This window comes from Methylophaga nitratireducenticrescens, assembly GCF_000260985.4.
Lineage (GTDB): Bacteria > Pseudomonadota > Gammaproteobacteria > Nitrosococcales > Methylophagaceae > Methylophaga > Methylophaga nitratireducenticrescens.
In genome coordinates, this window is sequence record NC_017857.3 from 2,817,240 (window position 1) to 2,836,063 (window position 18,824).

Here is an 18,824-nt window from a genome sequence, read left to right on the forward strand (position 1 = left end):
AAATTGTTCATCCCTTACTTAAGCTTAATCACTTATAGCAAAATCACTCGCAATTCATCTATTGCAAAGCATTATTTACAGTGGTTTCAATAACCTATTTGGTTTCACCGTAGAAAACACTCTGGAGCCTCTTTGCAGATGCGTATTCTTCGATCATAATCAAATGCAGGTACGTCACTATAACAAGAGGATCTCTTCCGAATGATTAAACGACCCGACGCAGCAAAACGTCTATTTGTTCTTGATACCAATGTGTTGATGCACGACCCCACTGCTCTCTTCCGTTTTGATGAACATGACATTTTTCTGCCAATGGTGGTGCTCGAAGAGCTCGACAGAGGTAAAAAGGGTCTCTCCGAGGTATCTCGCAATGTCCGCCAGGTCAGTCGTTTTCTGGATGATTTACTGGAACAGGCCGCGGATAACGATGCCATAAATCTGGGCATTCCATTACCCAGTGTAACCAATAGTGATGTGCCTCAGGCCAGTGGTCGTTTATTTTTCCAGACCCGACAAATGGCCGGCGAGTTACCCAAAGAGTTACCCGGCCAGCTCGCTGATAATGCCATTCTCGCTGTTGCTATCAATCTGCAGCAGGCACAGGTCGATACCAACGTTATTCTGGTTTCCAAAGATATTAATCTGCGTATCAAAGCCACCGTCTTAGGTATCTGCGCCGAGGATTATTACAACGATAAAGTGCTGGACGATGTGGATCTGTTATATCGCGGCTCCAGCGAACTCAAAGCCGATTTCTGGGAAGACCTGAACCGTCTCGAATCATGGACTGCAGATGGCCGTACTTTCTATCAGGTGGAAGGCGAAGTCGTCAAAGACTGGTACCCCAACCAGCTGATTTATTCACCCGGCGAGGAACAGGCGATTGAAGCTGTGGTGCGCAATAACAATGAAACCACCGCCGATATCGAATTAATTCATGATTATCGCCGAGAAAACCATTCCGTCTGGGGCATTACCGCTCGCAACCGCGAACAGAATTTTGCCCTGAACTTATTAATGGATCCGGAAATTGATTTTGTCACCCTGCTGGGTCAGGCCGGTACCGGTAAAACCCTTCTGACGCTGGCCGCTGCGTTAACCCAATGTATTGAACACAAACGTTATGGTGAAATCATCATGACCCGGGTCACTGTGCCGGTGGGTGAGGATATCGGCTTTCTGCCCGGTACTGAAGAAGAAAAAATGACACCATGGATGGGCGCATTAATGGATAACCTGGAGGTGCTCAACAAAACTGATGGTGGAGACTGGGGCCGTCAGGCGACCAACGATCTGCTACAACGCTGGATTAAAATCCGCTCGTTAAACTTTATGCGCGGTCGTACCTTTCTTAATCGTTTTATTATTATTGATGAAGCGCAAAATCTGACCTCCAAACAAATGAAAACCCTGATTACCCGTGCCGGTCCAGGCACCAAGATTGTCTGCCTTGGTAATATTTCGCAGATCGATACGCCATACCTGAGTGAAACCACTTCCGGCCTGACTTATGTGGTTGATCATTTTAAAAACTGGCCACATAGCGGGCATATCACTCTGTTGAGAGGTGAACGTTCACGTCTGGCTGACTTTGCTTCAGAAAACTTGTAATCTGTTTAACAAAAGTGACATGAACGGCACAGAGAAATTATTCTCTCTGTGCCGTTCATGTTTTAAACTGATTAACCATTTAACTCGAAAACGAAATGGATTCACTTGATGGATCATGGGCTGACAGGAAAGCAAATGATGAACGAAACAACCGCTACAGGCGCTGATCGCCGCGCTTTTTTCCGCATCAATGATCGCCTGATCATGTCCCTCAATCCGTTAACAGAGACCGAGGCTGAAAATATTGGTCAAGCCATTATTGATGCCACACCTGAAGCCGGACAACTGGCACAACAGATGTCGACCATCCAGAAAAGCTTTAATCACCTGACCGATCAAATCGGCCACACTGACAGAGATATTGCGCGAGCCCTGCGTATGCTTGATGATAAGGTGAATCTGCTGGCTCAGAATGTCCAGTTATTACACACACCGCTCAATCCGGAAACGGCCAATGAAGTGAATCTCAGTGCAGGCGGACTTGCTCTGATGACCGATACCGTATTTCAAGCCCGTTCACCACTGGAAATCAGAATGCAACTATTACCTGGCGGGTTGCATATCCGGGCAATTGCCAAAGTCATTGGCTGTGATCAACTGATTGAAAGTACTGAAGGGAAAAGTTTCTATCTGCGAGTAGCCTTTACCCATATGAGTGAAACCGATCGCAATATTCTGGTGAAACATACTTTAAACCGTCAGGCAGAAGAACTGCGGAACAGTAAACAGGCTTAGCGTTACTGTTCACGCAAATATCTTGTCCAACACACCGCCTGCCTGATTCCTGCCAACCAGGCAGCCCAATTAAGCAAGAGCGTGATATGTCAGTTAAACGTCCAATTCTTTATAGTTTTCGCCGTTGCCCTTACGCAATGCGTGCTCGTCTGGCCATTGCCATTGCCGGTTGTGAAGTAGAAATACGCGAAGTCGTATTAAAAGACAAACCGGCTGAATTGCTGGAAATCTCACCAAAAGCCACGGTTCCGGTGCTATTGGACAGCAATAATAATGTCATAGAAGAAAGTCTCGACATTATGCTTTGGGCTGCTTCACATCATGCAATATGGCAATCTTTGGATGAACAGCAACGCAAGGAAGCGTTAATTTTAATTGAAGAAAATGATGTCAGTTTCAAACAGATGCTGGATCGCTACAAATACGCCGATCGTTTTCCAGAACATAGCGAGCGTTACTACCGCGAACAGGGCGAACAGTTTTTAGCCAAACTGGAAAATCGTCTCCACCAGCAAACCGGCTTAATGACTGATTCTCTTACTTTAGTAGATTTTGCACTGTTGCCTTTTATCAGACAATTTGCTCTGGTGGACTGGGAGTGGTTTAGCAATGCAGATTATCCAAAACTGCAGAATTGGCTGAATGGCTTTCTCCAGTCCGACCTCTTCAAACAAGTGATGCATAAATATCCGCAATGGCAGGCAGGAGATGAAATCACTGTTTTCCCTATAACACAGCAACAATAATCGTTATAAAGTCAGATATGCGCTGGCATCTTCATCTTCAGCCAGCCTGGGCACAATACCCAGACAGGGCGCCGCAATACGTTGCTTCAGACTTTGGATAATCGCAGTTGACTGTGAATCATCAAGAAAATCATTAGCTACCCACCCCACCAGAGTCAGACCGGAGTCGGTAATCCCCTGAACCGTTAGCAGAGCATGGTTAATGCAGCCCAGCTTTATCGCCACCACCAGTACTACGGTTAAATTCAATGCTTTCGCTAAATCGGCAATGGTTTGCTGATCATTTAATGGCACCAGCCAACCACCAGCCCCTTCGACCACGACGGTATCTGCCTGTAACTGCATCGCAGCAAAGTGGCTTTCAATAACAGTCAGTGAAATGGTTTCGCCTACCTGTTCCGCTGCCAGATGTGGCGCAATCGCCGGTTCAAAGGCATAAGGATTGACCTGCGAATAAGGTAATTTGATATCTGCCTGCTGGCTTAAGGCCAATGCATCCTCATTTTGTAATTGCCCATCCTGCCACTCACAGCCGCTGGCCACCGGTTTCATTGCCGCAACTCTTAGGCCCTGCTGTTGCAATACTTTGATGAGTCCGACACTGATACGGGTTTTGCCGACTTCGGTATCGGTGCCGGTAACAAATATATGCTGAGTCATCAGAGCTTGCTTCTCAACTGGTCGAGACTGACTGCCACACAGCCATCATTAGTCATCGGTAGAGAGTTCTCCCCCGCCCAGGCATGTCCGTAAATCACTTCATAAGTGGCTGGAAGTTGGCCATTGATCCGGAATTGTTCACTGGCCTGGGTTACTTTTTTCAAGGTGTTTTTACCCGTTAAACCACGGCGCCGTCCCTGATTGACATTGCGCGCTCCCAATTGCTGCAGATCGCGCATCATGCTGACCAGATCCGGATATTGCAATGTATGCCGATCACCATCCAAAACCGGATCAGCAAGCCCAGCGGCAAACATGGCTTCCGCCACATCATGCATATCCAGAAACACATTGATATGCGGATAATTATCTACTGCCGCCCAACTTTGACGAAGCTCGTGTAAGGTATCCGGTCCCAGCGTACTGAACATCAGTAAACCACCGGGGCGCAATATGCGCTGTATTTCTGCGAATGCTGTTGTCAGATCACACCACTGCAAAGCAAGGTTGGCATACACTAAATCCACGCTATTATCGGCCAAGGGTAACTGCTCGGCATCACCGGCAATAAATAAAGGTGATTTTTGCCCCGGTAACCAGCGACGTAAACCTTGATCTGTACGGTAGCGCTGTTTTGCCTGATTAAGCATCGCCGGAGCAATATCAACTGCCAGTTGCCGGGCAGCCGGATAACGCTGCTGCAGCAAATGCAGATTGCGTCCTGTGCCGGTTCCCAAGTCCAGAATATGCTGTGGATTGATTTTGACCAGCTCCAGACGATCCAGCATTTCATCTGCGGTATCGCGCTGCAAAATCGCCACATCATCATAACTGACAGCGGCTTTACCAAAGCTGCGTGCTACACGCATTTTTTCTGGCCCTGATGCCTGGTCAGTCATGCAGAAATCCGTATATCTGGTTCGCACAAAGTTGTGGTTGCGAGATAAAAGGCGCATGACCTGCACCGGCAATACGCTCAATTACGATATTGGAATTTAAATCTGACAAACGTTCAGCCAGTGAAATGGGGACCAGTTGATCACGCTCCCCAAGAATGCACTGTACCGGTTGGCTCAATTGACTGAGCGCCAGACGTAAATCAAGGCTTTCCAGTAATTCCAGCCCGGCCTTTAAGGCCTCGGGATGTGCCACATTATCCGCAGTCTGTTCGGCCAGTAGCTGGATAGTTTCCCGACTGCCTTCCGCCCCACGGGCCTGTAACATCACAAAGCGTTTCAGGGTTTCCCGCTGATTTTGATCAAGCTGACCAGAAAATACCGAAAACACGGCTTCATCCATCGCCTCTGACCAATCATCCGCCGTCACAAATTTCGGATTTGCCGCCATCAGGATAAGTTTGCTGACCCGCTGGGGAAACCGTGCGGCAAATGCCAGACTTAATTGGCCGCCCAATGACCAGCCCAGCCAAAAAGCCGTTTCTGGAACATTGCGCTCTAATTCATCGAGGATATTGTCGATCTGCAGTGCCTCGGAATGCCATTCAGAAGTACCATGTCCGGGTAGATCAACAAGGTGTAAGGTGAATTGTTCTGCCAGTAATTCAGCCAGCGGCTGCCAGACACCACTATGCATGCTCCAGCCATGCAGTAAAACCAAATCTGGTCCATGGCCCATTTGTTTAATGTCCATAACTGGCCTCCAGAGCACCAAGCAATTTATCTATATGTTCGGCATCATGAGCTGCAGAAAGCGTAATACGTAATCTTGCGGTATTTTTCGGCACAGTCGGTGGCCGAATAATGCCGACCAGAATGCCATGCTGCTCCAGATCCTGTCCCAATTTAAAGGCTTTTTTATCATCACCAATCAACAGCGGTTGAATCGCCGTTTGCGATGGCATTAGCGGTAATCCCAGTTGATCCGCCCCATCACGAAATTGTTTGATCAGTTGCTGTAATTTATCTCGCCGCCAGGTTTCCTGTTGCACCAGTTTTAAACTTGCCAGCGTTGCTGCTGCAATTGCCGGCGGCTGGGCGGTGGTGTAGATAAAACTGCGAGCCTGTTGCACCAGAGTTTCAATCACCACCTCGTCAGCAGCAACAAAAGCCCCTGCCGTGCCAAACGCTTTGCCAAAGGTGCCAACTAATATCGGCTTTTGCTGGGTTAGGCCAAAATGCTCAATAACACCGCCGCCATTTTGGCCAAGCACCCCAAGACCGTGGGCATCATCTATCAATACGCCAGCTTTGTGCTGTTCAGCCAAGTCCATGATTTCAGGTAAGGGTGCAATATCCCCGTCCATGCTGAACACACCATCACTGACAATCAGCTTGTTTCGGGAGTTGGCGGCAGTGTGCAGTCGTTGATGCAGTAAAGCCATAGCGGCATGAGGATAACGTAATTGCTGCGCTTCGCTGAGGCGGCCGCCATCCAGTAATGAGGCGTGATTCAATTTATCCTGTACCACCACATCAGTTTTACCCAATAGCCCATCAATTACACCGATATTGGCCATATAGCCGGTGGAAAACAATAGAACGCGCTGTTGGCCGGTAAATTCTGCCAGGGCCTCTTCAAGCTGATGATGATAACGGCTGTGACCAGTTAGTAAATGCGCTGCGCCACTGCCGACGCCTTCCTGATCCAGCGACTCGATAAAGGCCTTTTTTAATGCTGGATGTGCGGCAAATCCCAGGTAATCATTGCTGCTGAAAGACAGCATTTTACGACCATCCAACACTACCTCAACACCCTGTTCACCATCACGCAACCGCGTACGACGATACAAGCCGGCGGCTTTACGCTCGGTTAATGTTTGTTGGAGTTGTGAATGCCAGGGAAGTTGTGACACTAAAGCGCCTCGAGAAATCAGTTATCTTGAGTGATGCAACCGACAGACTTCATGAACAGAAATGCTCTGTGCGATAGCATCACACAGAGCATTATCTTTAATTCAACGTTCAGGCCGCTGAACAGTGTTTATCTTCCGATTGCTGCTGTCCGACTTGTAACGGTGTAATACCCAGACGATTGAAAAGATGCTGATCGTGATCAGTATCCGGATTGTCTGTTGTCAGCAGTTTTTCACCATAGAAAATCGAGTTGGCACCGGCCAGGAAGCTCATTGCCTGTAATTCATCGGTCATATTTTCCCGGCCGGCAGAGAGCCTGACGAACGATTGCGGCATCATGATGCGTGCAACCGCAATGGTACGAACAAATTCAAATGGATCCAGATTGTTAATGCCATCAAGGGGTGTACCCTCGACTTGCACCAGTAAATTGATAGGTACACTCTCAGGATGACTTGGCAGATTAGCCAGACTGATTAACAAACCGGCCCGGTCCTTACGGCTTTCGCCCATACCAACAATCCCGCCACTACAGACATTAATTCCCGCTTCACGAACATAGCTTAAAGTATCAAGACGATCCTGATACGTGCGGGTGGAAATAATTTCCCCGTAAAATTCCGGCGAGGTATCGAGGTTATGGTTGTAATAATCCAGACCGGCTTCTTTCAGACGTTTGGCCTGATGATTTTCCAGCATGCCCAGCGTGACACAGGTTTCCAGCCCCATGTCCTTAACGCCTTCAATCATCGCCACAACCCGATCCACATCACGGTCTTTGAGGTTACGCCAGGCAGCGCCCATACAAAAACGACTGGCGCCGGTGGATTTTGCCTGTGCAGCGGATTCCAGAACTTTATCCAGAGGCAATATCGGTTCAGCTTTTACTGCAGATTCGTGATGCGCACTTTGTGGACAGTAACCACAATCCTCGGCACAACCACCGGTTTTGATGCTTAACAGCGTACTGATTTGCACCGCATTGGCATCAAAATTCTGCCGGTGAATAGTTTGAGCTTTGTACATCAGATCCGCAAATGGCAAATCAAACAAGGCTTCAATTTCCGCCTGCTGCCAGTCATGGCGAAGCGGCGCGGTCTTTTCTGCTATATTTTCAGTCATGGGCTTCTTCATCAGATTTAATGGATTAATAACATGATGGCCAGAAACTTTAGTGCCGTAGTGACGCATCGTTTGGCAGAATTATACAGCAAACTGTTGCCGATTCCCTGCTTCCTCTGTGGGGAGTTTAGTCAGCAGGAAGCTCTTTGCAAAGCGTGTATTGAGGACTTGCCCTGGCTTGAACAATGTTGTCAGCGGTGTGCTTTGCCACTTAATGAAAACGGAATTTGCGGCCAGTGTCTGATACAACCACCGCCACAACACGCCAGTTTGGCCTTATTTCGTTATGAAACTCCTATCAATCATTGTATTGCCGCTTTTAAATTTCATCAGCAATTGGTATTTACCCAACTCTTTGCCAGGCTAATGGCGGAAAAACTTCAGCAACAAGATAATGCGTTACCCGAGGTACTGATTCCTGTTCCATTACATCCAAGTCGTTTGCGCAGGCGCGGATACAATCAGTCCGCTCAGTTGGCAGATATACTTGCCCGTCAACTCAATCTTAAGGTAGATAAAACCAGTCTTATCCGCCAGCGAAATACCGTTCCTCAAATCGGTATGAGCGGAAAAGAACGCAAACGCAATGTAAAACGGGCATTTACACTCTGTAAAAAATTGCCCTACAAACAGGTTGCATTGATTGATGATGTATATACCACGGGGCATACAGTAGCCGAAGCCTGTCGCTGCTTACAGCAAAATGGCGTCGAGACTGTAGAAGTATGGACAATTGCTCGTGCAATACGCCATTATTAGACCCCATCACACTTATTTCAGTGCTCAAGGCTGTTGCATGCCTCAAAAAGACGTGACGACGCTTCAAGATCGATTGGATGATCTGATTCGTATTGCCAAAAGTAATGAGCGAAAACAGCTCAACTTTCAGCAATATGAATTAAGCTTGCTCAACAGCAGCGGTTTAGAGCCGTTACTGAAACTGATCCTGGAAGAACATAAACATCGTTTTCAACTGACGGCCGTGACGTTGATGCTGCATGATCCGGAATACGAATTTCAGCGGTTACTGGAATCACTCACGGAAACTGAACAATGGCACAAACATTTATTATTTACTGAATCGGTAAAGCGCCTGGAACAGTTTTTCAGTTTACGCCGCATTCCCAGACTGACCAGTTTTTCACCTCATCAACATCAACAACTGTTCCCTGCTTACAATGAGCTAGGTTCTGTCGCGCTATTACCGTTAATTCGGCAGAATCAATTAATTGGCAGTCTCAACCTAGGTAGCCGTAATCCCAACAGATTTCAATCCAATATCGGTACACAGTTCCTGCAGCATCTGGCTGCAGTAGTATCAGCATGTATTGAAAATGCCCGGCTACATGAAGAAGTCAAGCTGGTAGGTTTACGGGACCCGCTTACTGGAATCAACAATCGGCGTTTTTTTGATCAACGCATCATGGAAGAATTCAGCCGGGCTAATCGAAATACCACCCCTTTGTCCTGTTTATTTGTCGATCTGGACTATTTTAAACGTATCAATGACAATCATGGCCATCAAACAGGCGATCAGGTCCTCAAACAGGTAGCCCAACTGCTCAATGACAGTTTACGCCAAGGGGATGTACTAGCACGTTATGGGGGGGAAGAATTTGTGGTTTTATTGGCCGATGCGACCTCTTCGGTGGCGGCAGATATTGCTGAACGCATGCGAAAAACGGTTGCTGAAACCCATTTCACTTCATCAACAGGCAAGACATTGCAGGTTACCTTGTCGGTGGGGGTGTCAACTGTTGGGCCGGGCAGTAAAATGACGGTCAAACGATTGTTACAATCGGCTGACCAGGCTGTGTACGGTGCAAAACTATCTGGCCGTAATCAAGTAAAGATCAGTGCTGAAGTCTGAACTTTGAAGCCTTATATGGATCTTGTGAGCATCGTTAAATGAGGGCTCGGTGAATCAACTGAAAGCTTTTTCAGCTGCTTTTTTGCATGCATTGAAAAACCTGCTGCCTATCGTCGTCGTTGTAGTTATTTTTCAAGCCTTTGTTTTGCAAAATATCCCTCAGGACACTTTGTCGATTAGTCTTGGACTATTTACAGTCGCTATCGGTGTTGCCTTATTTCTGCGCGGCCTCGAACTCAGTATTTTTCCGGTTGGCAAAAGTCTTTCCAATCAATTTACCCGACGTGGTTCATTGTCGATTCTGCTCGCGTTTGGTTTTGCATTAGGCTTTTCGGCGGTGATTGCCGAACCGGCGTTAATTGCCGTAGCCGAACAAGCTCAAGAGATCAGTGAAGGACGAATAGATGCATTGATCCTGCGCTTTTTGGTGGCCGTTTCTGTTGGCTTTGTGGTTGCCCTCGGGGTATTTCGAATCCTGTTTGGTTACCCGCTACACTGGTTCATGATTATTGGTTACCTAATTGTCGTGGTCATCACATTTTTCACACCGGCTGAAATCGTCGGCCTGGCTTATGATTCAGGCGGCGTGACAACCAATATCGTGACTGTCCCATTGATAGCAGCCTTAGGCATTGGTTTAGCCTCATCCATTCGTGGCCGTAACCCACTTATTGATGGCTTTGGCATTGTAGCCATGGCCGTGATGGTACCGATGATAACAGTGCAGCTGTATGGGATTGTCGTGTTTAGGGGTAGTGAAACTGCTCCGGAAGCTGACCTTAGTATTGACACTGCGCAACAAGAAGCAATCTCGGGCCCGATGACCATGCTGATGGATTTGTTGGGGATGATGGGAGATGTACTCCCTATCATTATCACTATCCTGTTTTTCCAGTACCTAGTGTTAAAACGACCGTTAACGAACCCACGCAAAGTGATTTTGGGTTTTGCCATGGTCTTATTCGGGTTGTATGCGTTTGTTGTCGGTTTAAAAATGGGGTTATTCCCCATCGGCAGCAGCATGGCTGAACAACTGATAAAAAATCAGCATATTGTCTATGTCTATCTGTTTGCTTTTGCCATTGGTTTTGCGACAACCATGGCGGAACCCGCCTTGATTGCTATCGGTCAACAAGCAGAAGAAGCTGCTTCGGGAAGGATAAATGGTAACGTCATCCGGCTGCTGGTGGCAGTGGGTGTGGCAGTAGGCATCACTATCGGTGTACATCGTATTATCTCCGGCGACTCAATTCATCACTACATTATCGGCGGGTATTTAATCGTTATCGTACTCACCTTAATCGCCCCCAAATATATTGTGCCACTGGCATATGACTTAGGTGGTGTGACAACCTCAGAAGTCACCGTGCCCTTGGTGACGGCACTGGGTATTGGCCTTGCAACCCATATTGAAGGCCGCAACATTCTGATGGATGGCTTTGGCTTAATTGCCTTTGCCTCAATCTTTCCAATCATAACGGTCATGCTCTATGCTATTGCGATGCATTTCATGACGACTTTGCAAAAGGTAAACCGATGAAATTTTCTGTTCTTGTTGCCATTGTTCCCGAAGAAAATGAACAGGCTGCGATTGATACCGCCAAAGATCTCGGTGCCGGTGGCATAACCGTCATGTCAGCCCGGGGAATCAGTAATAACGTCAAAAAAACCTTTTTTGGTCTGAGTTACGATGGCAGTCAAAGTGTGTTGCTGATGGTATTGGAAAAAGGCTTGTCATTACAGGTGCTCAAAGCCATTCAAAAAATTCTGATGCCGGATAATCAGGAGTCCAAAGGTCTGGTATTTACTCTGCCACTGGATCATCTAGCGGGTATCGATACCTCTCAGGTTGAACAATTCCAGCAACATTTACGAGATTCTTTCTAACCCTCAAGGATGCCGCCAATGCGATTAGTTAAAGATGTCATGATTACCGATGTAGTCACCATTTCACCCTTTGCCAAAATGCGTGAAGCGTTGAACCTGATGAAACGCCATAAAATCAAATCCTTGGTCGTGGATAAGCAGAATCAACATGATGCCTATGGGTTGATTACCTACTCAGATATTTTGAAAACGGTTATTGCTGAAGAAGGCGATATTGATTTGCTGAATGTCTATGACATCTGCGCCAAACCCGTTATAGCCGTTGGGGAAGAATTAGCGATTCAACATGTCGCCAAGTTGATGACAACGCATCGGGTGAAACGGCTTCTGGTGGTTCATAACAATGATTTGGTTGGTATGGTAGCGATGAACGACATCATGGAACAATTGTTAAGCGAAATTGAATAAAGCTTAATCCAATACCTTGATGGCGCTGGGATGCTGCACAAACAGACTGTATTGCTTCCCTCGTTTGGACATCCAGCCATGGACTTCCAGAGATTTATTCAAATACGACTCCAATGGCGGAAACAGGTCCTGCTGTTCTTTCGCTATCCTCAAACTGGCTTTGTCATTAACCTTTAATACCCAATAATCCCTGGTCTGTGCGCGTGATTCAGCGGTTAACAGCCATCGTTGCCAGCCACGATAGGCTGTTTCAGTGATAGTAGTGATCTTACGAGGCTGATAATGTTTATCTCCCCAAATACCCTGCTGTTGGTTTATTGCCTGTTGTTGGGCGGCAATCAATTGCTCTGCATACTGCAGATTGGGTGGTTTTAGACTCAGTGCTGCCAGCCCCTTCTGTAGCAATTTTTCATTAATAAAGTCACCGTCCGGTGTCCAGGCATACGCTAGCAACCGATCATAACGATCGCGTTTCTCGATATCGTACTGTAAATAGACCTGGTTTTCTGATAACTGATTTTTTAACCAATCTCTCGCTTCAATGCCTCCTGGTTCGGCTTCGCGATAACGAGAACTGATTTCCGGGGTATTTATACCGAGTAATCTGACCCGCTGATTATTTTCCAGTATCAATGTATCGCCGTCATAGACCCGTTTAACATTAAATAAATAGCGATTGGAACTGGGGGTTAACTCAATCGTTTCCGCTGCTGGATCAGCAGGTTGATCAGAAAATATCTGCAGTCCATGGTCATCTGTCCACTGATAAATTTCTGTGGCGCTTACTGTACCAATTAGCCAAAACAGTAAAATAAAAGCAGATAAATATCTTGTCATCTCAGCTCAGGCTGTAATGCAAAACGATGCTGATAAAAATAACCGCACCCACCCAATTATTATTCAGAAAAGCTTTTAAACAAGCATGGCGTTCACGATCTTTACTAAGCCATAACTGGTAAACAAATAAAACTGCAGCGATTGCTAAACCAATATAAAACAGCATTCCAAACTGCAACTGCCATCCAATTAACAACAGGATCAACAGATACCCGAGTTGTAACAGGCCTTGTATCAATAAATCCTTCTGTCCAAACAGAATGGCTGTGGATTTCACACCAGCTTGCAGATCATCCTCACGATCAGCCATGGCATAGAAAGTGTCATACATTATTGTCCAGATAATATTGGCCACAAACAACCACCAGACAATGGCCGGTAATGCATTGGTCTGGGCTGCAAACGCCATCGGAATTGCCCAGCCAAATGCCATGCCTAATACCAGCTGCGGCAGATAGGTAAAGCGTTTCATAAACGGATAAATCGCGGCCAGCATTACCGCCACCAGCGATAGCGCTATCGTGAATGGATTGAGCAACAACACCAGCATAAACGCGATTAAAGCTAATACCACAAACGTCAGTACTGCCTGTTTTGCCGTTAATACGCCGGTTGCCAGCGGACGGTTTTCAGTACGCCACACCTGCCCATCAATATGCCTGTCGGCAAAATCATTAATTGCGCAGCCCGCCGCACGCATCAACACAACACCTGCAATAAAAATCAGCAGGATCTTAATATCCGGCAGGCCCCCAGCTGCAATCCATAACGCCGTCAAGGTGGGCCAGAGCAACAGTAAAATACCGATTGGCCGATTCATTCGGGTTAATTGCCAGTAAGGTCGTAGTTGTGTGGCTAGATTTGTCATCAAGACCAGTCCTGATTCGGTAAAAAAATTTCACAGACCAACAAACTATTATCAGCAAAATAAAAACATGAACGTCTTGCCCACATTATTGAACTTTCGTTGAGTTCATTACTGCTGTGTTTTGCCAGTTCAAACAGGCTTTGTCCTGAACGCAGACTGGCGACTTCCAGGGGGCCGCGTTTAATTGCCGGATCAGTAAACAGGATTTCACCCAGAGAGCGATTACCCAGATGATGAATATGCAGGTGAGCCTGCAATGCCTGATAACTTACACGTGGCACAATGGTGCGGGCAAATACCCGTGCCTGATCACCATCGCGCAATATTACTTCACGGCAATAGGCATGTTCGTATAACGGTTGCTCAAGCTTCAAAGCTTCTTCTGGCAGAGGTTTCTGCCAACCGGTTTGCTGCAGATCCACTTTGAATTGCTGCTGACTGGTCTGTTGCAGCCGCAGCGTTAACGATCCTTTGTCCGTTAACCATCCAGCCAGTTCGGCTGGTAGTTTTGCAGTTGGCGCGGGATGCCAGTGTGTTTGGCTTTTTAACATTGATTCTGGTGACTCATACTTGTCCGAAGTTCAGTTTGGTACCAAACCAGCGTTGAATTAAGGGTGTGACGTTTTCCGGATAGTGCTTTATTAATGTCTCAGCCGCTTTGCTGACCGCTGGCAATAAATCCTGATCGGCCAGTAAATCAGCCACCCGAAACTGGGGCAAACCGGTTTGCCGTGTTCCCAACACCTCTCCCGGACCACGAATTTCCAAATCGCGCTGGGCAATAACAAATCCGTCATTGCTTTCGCGTAAACAGGCCAGCCGGGCCAGACCATTTTCCGATAGTGGTGGATGATACATCAGTACACAATGACTCTGCACAGTGCCACGCCCTACCCGGCCACGCAATTGATGTAATTGTGCCAGCCCCAGACGTTCGGCATTTTCAATCACCATTAAGCTGGCATTGGGCACGTCCACACCAACTTCAATCACCGTTGTCGCCACCAGCAGATCAATTTCGCCCTGTTTGAACGCCTGCATCACCTGTTCTTTTTCAGCTGACTTCATTCGGCCATGCACCAGTGCAATCCGTAAGTCAGGCAACGCCTGTTGTAATTGCTCAGCAGTATCTTCCGCTGCCTGACATTGTAAATGCTCAGACTCTTCAATCAAGGTGCATACCCAGTAAACCTGGCGTTTTTGCCGACAGGCCACATGAATGCGTTCAATCACTTCCTGTCGACGATTATCAGCCACCACCACGGTGGTCACGGGTTGCCTGCCAGGTGGCAGTTCATCAATTATTGATACATTCAAATCAGCATATGCTGTCATTGCTAATGTTCGTGGAATAGGGGTAGCGGTCATCACCAATTGATGTGGCAGGATATCCACCGCTTTACCTTTGTCGCGTAACGCCATACGCTGATGCACGCCAAACCTGTGCTGCTCATCAATTATTACCAGACCCAAACGATTAAATGTCACTTCATCCTGAAATAACGCATGGGTGCCTACGGCAATATTGATTTCGCCTCCAGCGAGCGCAGCAATAACCTGTCGACGCTGTGCTGTTGTTTGCTTGCCAGCGCACCAGCCGACCTCGATGCCTAAGGGTTCAAGCCAGTTACGAAAGGTCTGATAATGTTGCTCTGCAAGTAATTCGGTGGGCGCCATCATCACTGCCTGATAGCCACTTGATACTGCCATTAATGCTGATAAAGCAGCCACCACGGTTTTACCTGATCCGACATCACCCTGTACCAATCGCTGCATGGGAATGCTTCGTTGCAGATCGTTACGGATCTCTCTGATAACCCGTTGCTGAGCATCTGTTAACGGGAATGGCAGCCGTTGTAAAAAATTTTCACTGAACCTATCAGCTTCAAACATTGGCGCTTTATGTTGCTGAGTGCGATAGCGGATTTGACGCATACTGAGTTGCTGGGCCAACAGTTCTTCAAACGCCAGACGTTTCTGTGCCGGATGTTCACGAGCGATTAACTGACCGACATCACTATCGGGCGGGGGTAAGTGAACATATTTCAAGGCTTGCGTCAGATCAAAATGTGCCACTCTTGGGTCTAACAAGGCTTCCGGCAAATAGGAAGGCATCGTTTGCTGTTCCAGCAATTTGATTGCCTGATTCAACAATTTCCGCCACGATAATTGATGCAAACCTTCTGTTGTCGGATACACCGGCGTTAAGGCTTCATCCACAGCAAATGGCGCCTCACCCTGAATTATCTGATATTCAGGATGCACCATTTCCAGCGCAGATGGACCACTGCGCACTTCGCCAAAGCAACGAATGCGTTGTCCACGAGCGAGTTGCTGTTGCTGGGTTTTGGAAAAATGAAAGAAACGTAATACCAGTGCGCCAGTGCCATCACTGACATGACATAGCAATGAACGACGCCGACCAAACTTGACCTGACTGAGCTGAATTACCCCTTCAATGAGTTTTTCCTGTTGTGGTCGCAAACTGCCAATGGGCATTAATCGGGTGCGGTCCTGGTAACGCAGTGGCAGATGAAACAGGAGATCCTGAATATAGCGGATCCCCAGCTTCTCCAGCTTTTCAGCCAGTTTTTCGCCGACACCTTTCAGTGAGGTGACCGGATCAGTTATGGCCAGTTCAGTCACCTGTTGCGGCCACTAAAATAGTCGAGTTATACGCCCAGATGCAAAATAGCATCCATTTCTACCGGCACATCTTTGGGTAAAGAGGCCACGCCAATCGCTGCACGAGCAGGATAGGGCTGCTGAAAGTAATCCGCCATAATTTCATTGACGGTGCCGAAATGGGCTAAATCAGTGAGATAAATATTCAGTTTAACCACATCCTGCAAACTGCCACCTGATGCAGCAGCAACCGCTGACAAGTTATCAAATACCCGGCGAACCTGAGTAGCGAAATCGCCTTCAATCACTGTCATGGTTTCCGGGACCAGTGGGATTTGACCAGAAAGATAAACAACGTCACCCACTTTTACAGCTTGTGAATAGGTACCAATAGCTTCAGGAGCGTTGCTGGTATGGATAATTTCTCGGGACATAAAAACTCCGGCTATGTCGCCCTGAAGACGACAGATTAAACAAATCAGTTATTAATACGGTTAATGCGTTCAACCATTTCCAGTTGGCGTAAACGACGGATAATGCGTGCCAGATGCTGACGATTAGTGACTTCAATTGTCAGTCGTAGGTTGGTATAGCCACCATCCCGCTCATCAACGATAACATTATCAATATTCGATTCAGCTTCAGAAATCACCGAAGCAATTGTTGCCAACGCACCACGTTGATTACGCAGATGCATCATCAAATCTACAGGGAAATCACGATTGATCTCTTTCGCCCAGGCTACATCCAGCCACTTTTCATTCTGCTCACGTAAATGCGTGGTATTTTTACAGCTTCGCTGATGAATAATGATACCGCGTCCGGCACTGACAAATCCGTGGATCGGATCACCGGGAATCGGATGACAGCAGCGGGCAAAATTGACCACCATGCCTTCAGTTCCGGCAATCAGCAATGCCTGTGGCTCTTTATCGGGGGTTTCTTCCTGTAACAATTTTTGTGCGACCAGTAAGGCAGATATGTTGCCCAGCCCCAAATCGCTCAATAATTCATCAAAGGTTTCCAGCTCATACTCTTTCAACAGCGCAGTAATTCGTTTGGTGGGAATATTTTCCAATGCCGTTGAAAATGCTGTCAGATGTTTGTTCAGCAGGCGCAACCCAAGTTGAATAGCCTCTTCGCCTTGCAGGTGCTTGAGGTAATTACGAATATTAGTCCGCGCTTTTGGCGTTACTACAAAATTAAGCCATGCCGGATTGGGATGCGAGGTCGGCGATGTAATGATCTCAACTGACTGCCCTGTTTCCAGTGGTGAACTCAATGGCACCAGATTACGGCCAACTCTGGCTGCTACGCAACTGTTACCAACATCTGAGTGAACTGCGTAAGCAAAATCCACTGCTGAGGATCCTCTCGGTAAGGTGAGGATCTCTCCTTTAGGCGTTGAAACATAAATCTCATCCGGGAATAAATCGATACGCAGATTTTCCAGAAACTCCATTGAGTCGCCGGAGCTTTTCTGCATTTCCAGAATGCCATGCAACCATTGTCTGGCTTTACGATGCGCCAGCGTATTGCCAGCAACTTCACCGGTTTTATAGAGCCAATGAGCGGCCACACCCGCTTCGGCCAACTGATCCATATCGCGAGAACGGATCTGGACTTCTATCGGAACACCGTAGGGACCGAATAAAACGGTATGCAAGGATTGATAACCATTGGCTTTAGGGATCGCAATATAGTCTTTGAATTTACCCTGCACTGGTTTGTATAAGTTATGTACAACGCCCAGCATTCGATAACAGGCATCCACGTCGTCGACAATAATCCGGAAGGCATAAACATCCATGACTTCAGAAAACGATAGCTGTTTGCTGACCATTTTTTTGTAAATGCTGTAGAGATTTTTCTCGCGGCCTTGAATATCGGCGCTAAGGCCTTCCTGTTCCATTCTATTAAGGATAGAAGCGGTGATTTGGCTGACGATTTCCTTGCGATTGCCCCGCGCTTTACGCACGGCGTCCCCTAACACACGATAACGAATAGGGTAAAGAACGTGAAAACCCAGATCTTCCAGTTCACAGCGCATCAGATTCATTCCCAGACGCTGAGCAATAGGAGCATAGATTTCGAGGGTTTCATGGGCAATGCGGCGGCGTTTTTCCGGTCGCAGATGACCCAGAGTACGCATATTGTGCAGACGGTCAGCAAGCTTGACGATAATAACCCGTATATCTCGGGACATCGCCAGCAGCATTTTTCGCAGATTTTCAGCCTGAGCGTGTTGTCTGGTTTCGAATGCCGCCTGCGCCAGCTTGGTGACACCTTCTACCAGCTCGGCAACGGGTTCACCAAATTCGGCAATCACGTCACGTTTGGACATTTCCGTGTCTTCGATAACGTCATGCAGCAAACCGGCCATAATGCACTCATAATCCATGTGCATCATGGCCAGTACATGTGCTACTGCTAACGGGTGGGTGATATAACGCTCACCACTGCGTCGGGTCTGCCCTTCATGGCATTGCTCAGCAAAATGATAAGCTCGCCGAATCGACTCGACCTGATTGTTTTCTAAATAGTTTGACGTGGCAAAACACAGATCATCTATCGTGAGTTTGGGCTCGGACTCCTGGATGAAATCAAGTTCAGACGCAACAGATGGTTTTGCACTCACGGTA

Annotated in this window: 19 protein-coding genes; 8 read left to right on the forward strand and 11 right to left on the reverse strand. The window is 47.3% G+C overall.

Features of this window, described 5'->3' with window-relative positions; all coding sequences use genetic code 11:
- The first annotated feature begins 201 nt into the window (after positions 1-201).
- The 3 genes from Q7A_RS13395 to Q7A_RS13405 all read left to right on the forward strand — a co-directional run bounded on the left by Q7A_RS13395 (position 202) and on the right by Q7A_RS13405 (position 3,092).
- Positions 202-1,611 (forward strand): PhoH family protein, encoded by a 1,410-nt coding sequence (locus Q7A_RS13395; protein ID WP_014708155.1) that lies wholly within the window; start codon positions 202-204, stop codon positions 1,609-1,611.
- A 135-nt stretch (positions 1,612-1,746) separates the two neighbouring features.
- Positions 1,747-2,346: a PilZ domain-containing protein gene (locus Q7A_RS13400; RefSeq protein ID WP_041355334.1), complete on the forward strand. Its 600-nt coding sequence runs from the start codon at positions 1,747-1,749 to the stop codon at positions 2,344-2,346.
- A gap of 86 nt (positions 2,347-2,432) precedes the next feature.
- Positions 2,433-3,092, forward strand: coding sequence for a glutathione S-transferase (locus tag Q7A_RS13405; protein WP_041354722.1), 660 nt, complete (start codon positions 2,433-2,435; stop codon positions 3,090-3,092).
- A 3-nt stretch (positions 3,093-3,095) separates the two neighbouring features.
- On the opposite strand, the gene bioD is transcribed toward Q7A_RS13405, so the two are convergent.
- From bioD to bioB, 5 genes are all read right to left on the reverse strand, one after another.
- Positions 3,096-3,752 (reverse strand): dethiobiotin synthase, encoded by a 657-nt coding sequence (gene bioD, locus Q7A_RS13410; protein WP_014708158.1) that lies wholly within the window; start codon positions 3,750-3,752, stop codon positions 3,096-3,098.
- Complete coding sequence (bioC, locus tag Q7A_RS13415) at positions 3,752-4,651, reverse strand: malonyl-ACP O-methyltransferase BioC (RefSeq protein ID WP_014708159.1); 900 nt, start codon at positions 4,649-4,651, stop codon at positions 3,752-3,754. The genes bioD and bioC overlap by 1 nt, the downstream gene beginning before the upstream one ends.
- The gene (bioH, locus tag Q7A_RS13420; RefSeq protein ID WP_014708160.1) at positions 4,644-5,402 is read right to left on the reverse strand and encodes a pimeloyl-ACP methyl ester esterase BioH; all 759 of its coding nucleotides are present in this window, start codon (positions 5,400-5,402) and stop codon (positions 4,644-4,646) included. Before bioH ends, bioC begins: the two co-directional genes overlap by 8 nt.
- Positions 5,392-6,564, reverse strand: coding sequence for an 8-amino-7-oxononanoate synthase (bioF, locus tag Q7A_RS13425; protein ID WP_014708161.1), 1,173 nt, complete (start codon positions 6,562-6,564; stop codon positions 5,392-5,394). The genes bioH and bioF overlap by 11 nt, the downstream gene beginning before the upstream one ends.
- Positions 6,565-6,673: 109 nt before the next feature.
- The gene (gene bioB / locus Q7A_RS13430; RefSeq protein WP_014708162.1) at positions 6,674-7,687 is read right to left on the reverse strand and encodes a biotin synthase BioB; all 1,014 of its coding nucleotides are present in this window, start codon (positions 7,685-7,687) and stop codon (positions 6,674-6,676) included.
- A 33-nt stretch (positions 7,688-7,720) separates the two neighbouring features.
- Between bioB and Q7A_RS13435 the strand changes: the two genes are divergently transcribed.
- From Q7A_RS13435 to Q7A_RS13455, 5 genes are read left to right on the forward strand one after another with little or no spacing between them, the layout of a single operon-like run.
- Complete coding sequence (locus Q7A_RS13435) at positions 7,721-8,446, forward strand: ComF family protein (RefSeq protein ID WP_014708163.1); 726 nt, start codon at positions 7,721-7,723, stop codon at positions 8,444-8,446.
- 37 nt (positions 8,447-8,483) lie between these two features.
- Positions 8,484-9,557, forward strand: coding sequence for a GGDEF domain-containing protein (locus Q7A_RS13440; protein ID WP_014708164.1), 1,074 nt, complete (start codon positions 8,484-8,486; stop codon positions 9,555-9,557).
- Positions 9,558-9,606: 49 nt separating this feature from the next.
- Positions 9,607-11,097 carry a DUF1538 domain-containing protein gene (locus Q7A_RS13445; RefSeq protein ID WP_014708165.1) on the forward strand — a complete coding sequence of 497 codons (1,491 nt, stop codon included), beginning with the start codon at positions 9,607-9,609 and terminating at the stop codon, positions 11,095-11,097.
- A complete protein-coding gene (locus Q7A_RS13450) occupies positions 11,094-11,444 on the forward strand; it encodes a P-II family nitrogen regulator (protein ID WP_014708166.1) in 351 nt (116 codons plus the stop codon). The genes Q7A_RS13445 and Q7A_RS13450 overlap by 4 nt, the downstream gene beginning before the upstream one ends.
- A gap of 18 nt (positions 11,445-11,462) precedes the next feature.
- Positions 11,463-11,852 (forward strand): CBS domain-containing protein, encoded by a 390-nt coding sequence (locus Q7A_RS13455; RefSeq protein WP_014708167.1) that lies wholly within the window; start codon positions 11,463-11,465, stop codon positions 11,850-11,852.
- Positions 11,853-11,855: 3 nt separating this feature from the next.
- On the opposite strand, the gene Q7A_RS13460 is transcribed toward Q7A_RS13455, so the two are convergent.
- From Q7A_RS13460 to Q7A_RS13485, 6 genes are read right to left on the reverse strand one after another with little or no spacing between them, the layout of a single operon-like run.
- Positions 11,856-12,689 (reverse strand): thermonuclease family protein, encoded by an 834-nt coding sequence (locus Q7A_RS13460; RefSeq protein ID WP_014708168.1) that lies wholly within the window; start codon positions 12,687-12,689, stop codon positions 11,856-11,858.
- 1 nt (position 12,690) lies between these two features.
- A complete protein-coding gene (gene ubiA, locus Q7A_RS13465) occupies positions 12,691-13,557 on the reverse strand; it encodes a 4-hydroxybenzoate octaprenyltransferase (RefSeq protein ID WP_014708169.1) in 867 nt (288 codons plus the stop codon).
- Positions 13,557-14,108 carry a chorismate--pyruvate lyase family protein gene (locus Q7A_RS13470; protein WP_014708170.1) on the reverse strand — a complete coding sequence of 184 codons (552 nt, stop codon included), beginning with the start codon at positions 14,106-14,108 and terminating at the stop codon, positions 13,557-13,559. The genes ubiA and Q7A_RS13470 overlap by 1 nt, the downstream gene beginning before the upstream one ends.
- A gap of 13 nt (positions 14,109-14,121) precedes the next feature.
- Positions 14,122-16,203: an ATP-dependent DNA helicase RecG gene (recG, locus tag Q7A_RS13475; RefSeq protein ID WP_014708171.1), complete on the reverse strand. Its 2,082-nt coding sequence runs from the start codon at positions 16,201-16,203 to the stop codon at positions 14,122-14,124.
- Positions 16,204-16,229: 26 nt separating this feature from the next.
- Complete coding sequence (locus Q7A_RS13480) at positions 16,230-16,616, reverse strand: RidA family protein (RefSeq protein WP_014708172.1); 387 nt, start codon at positions 16,614-16,616, stop codon at positions 16,230-16,232.
- Between the two features lie 44 nt (positions 16,617-16,660).
- On the reverse strand, positions 16,661-18,820 hold the full coding sequence (locus Q7A_RS13485; protein WP_014708173.1) for a RelA/SpoT family protein: 2,160 nt from the start codon (positions 18,818-18,820) through the stop codon (positions 16,661-16,663).
- Between the last annotated feature and the right edge of the window lie 4 nt (positions 18,821-18,824).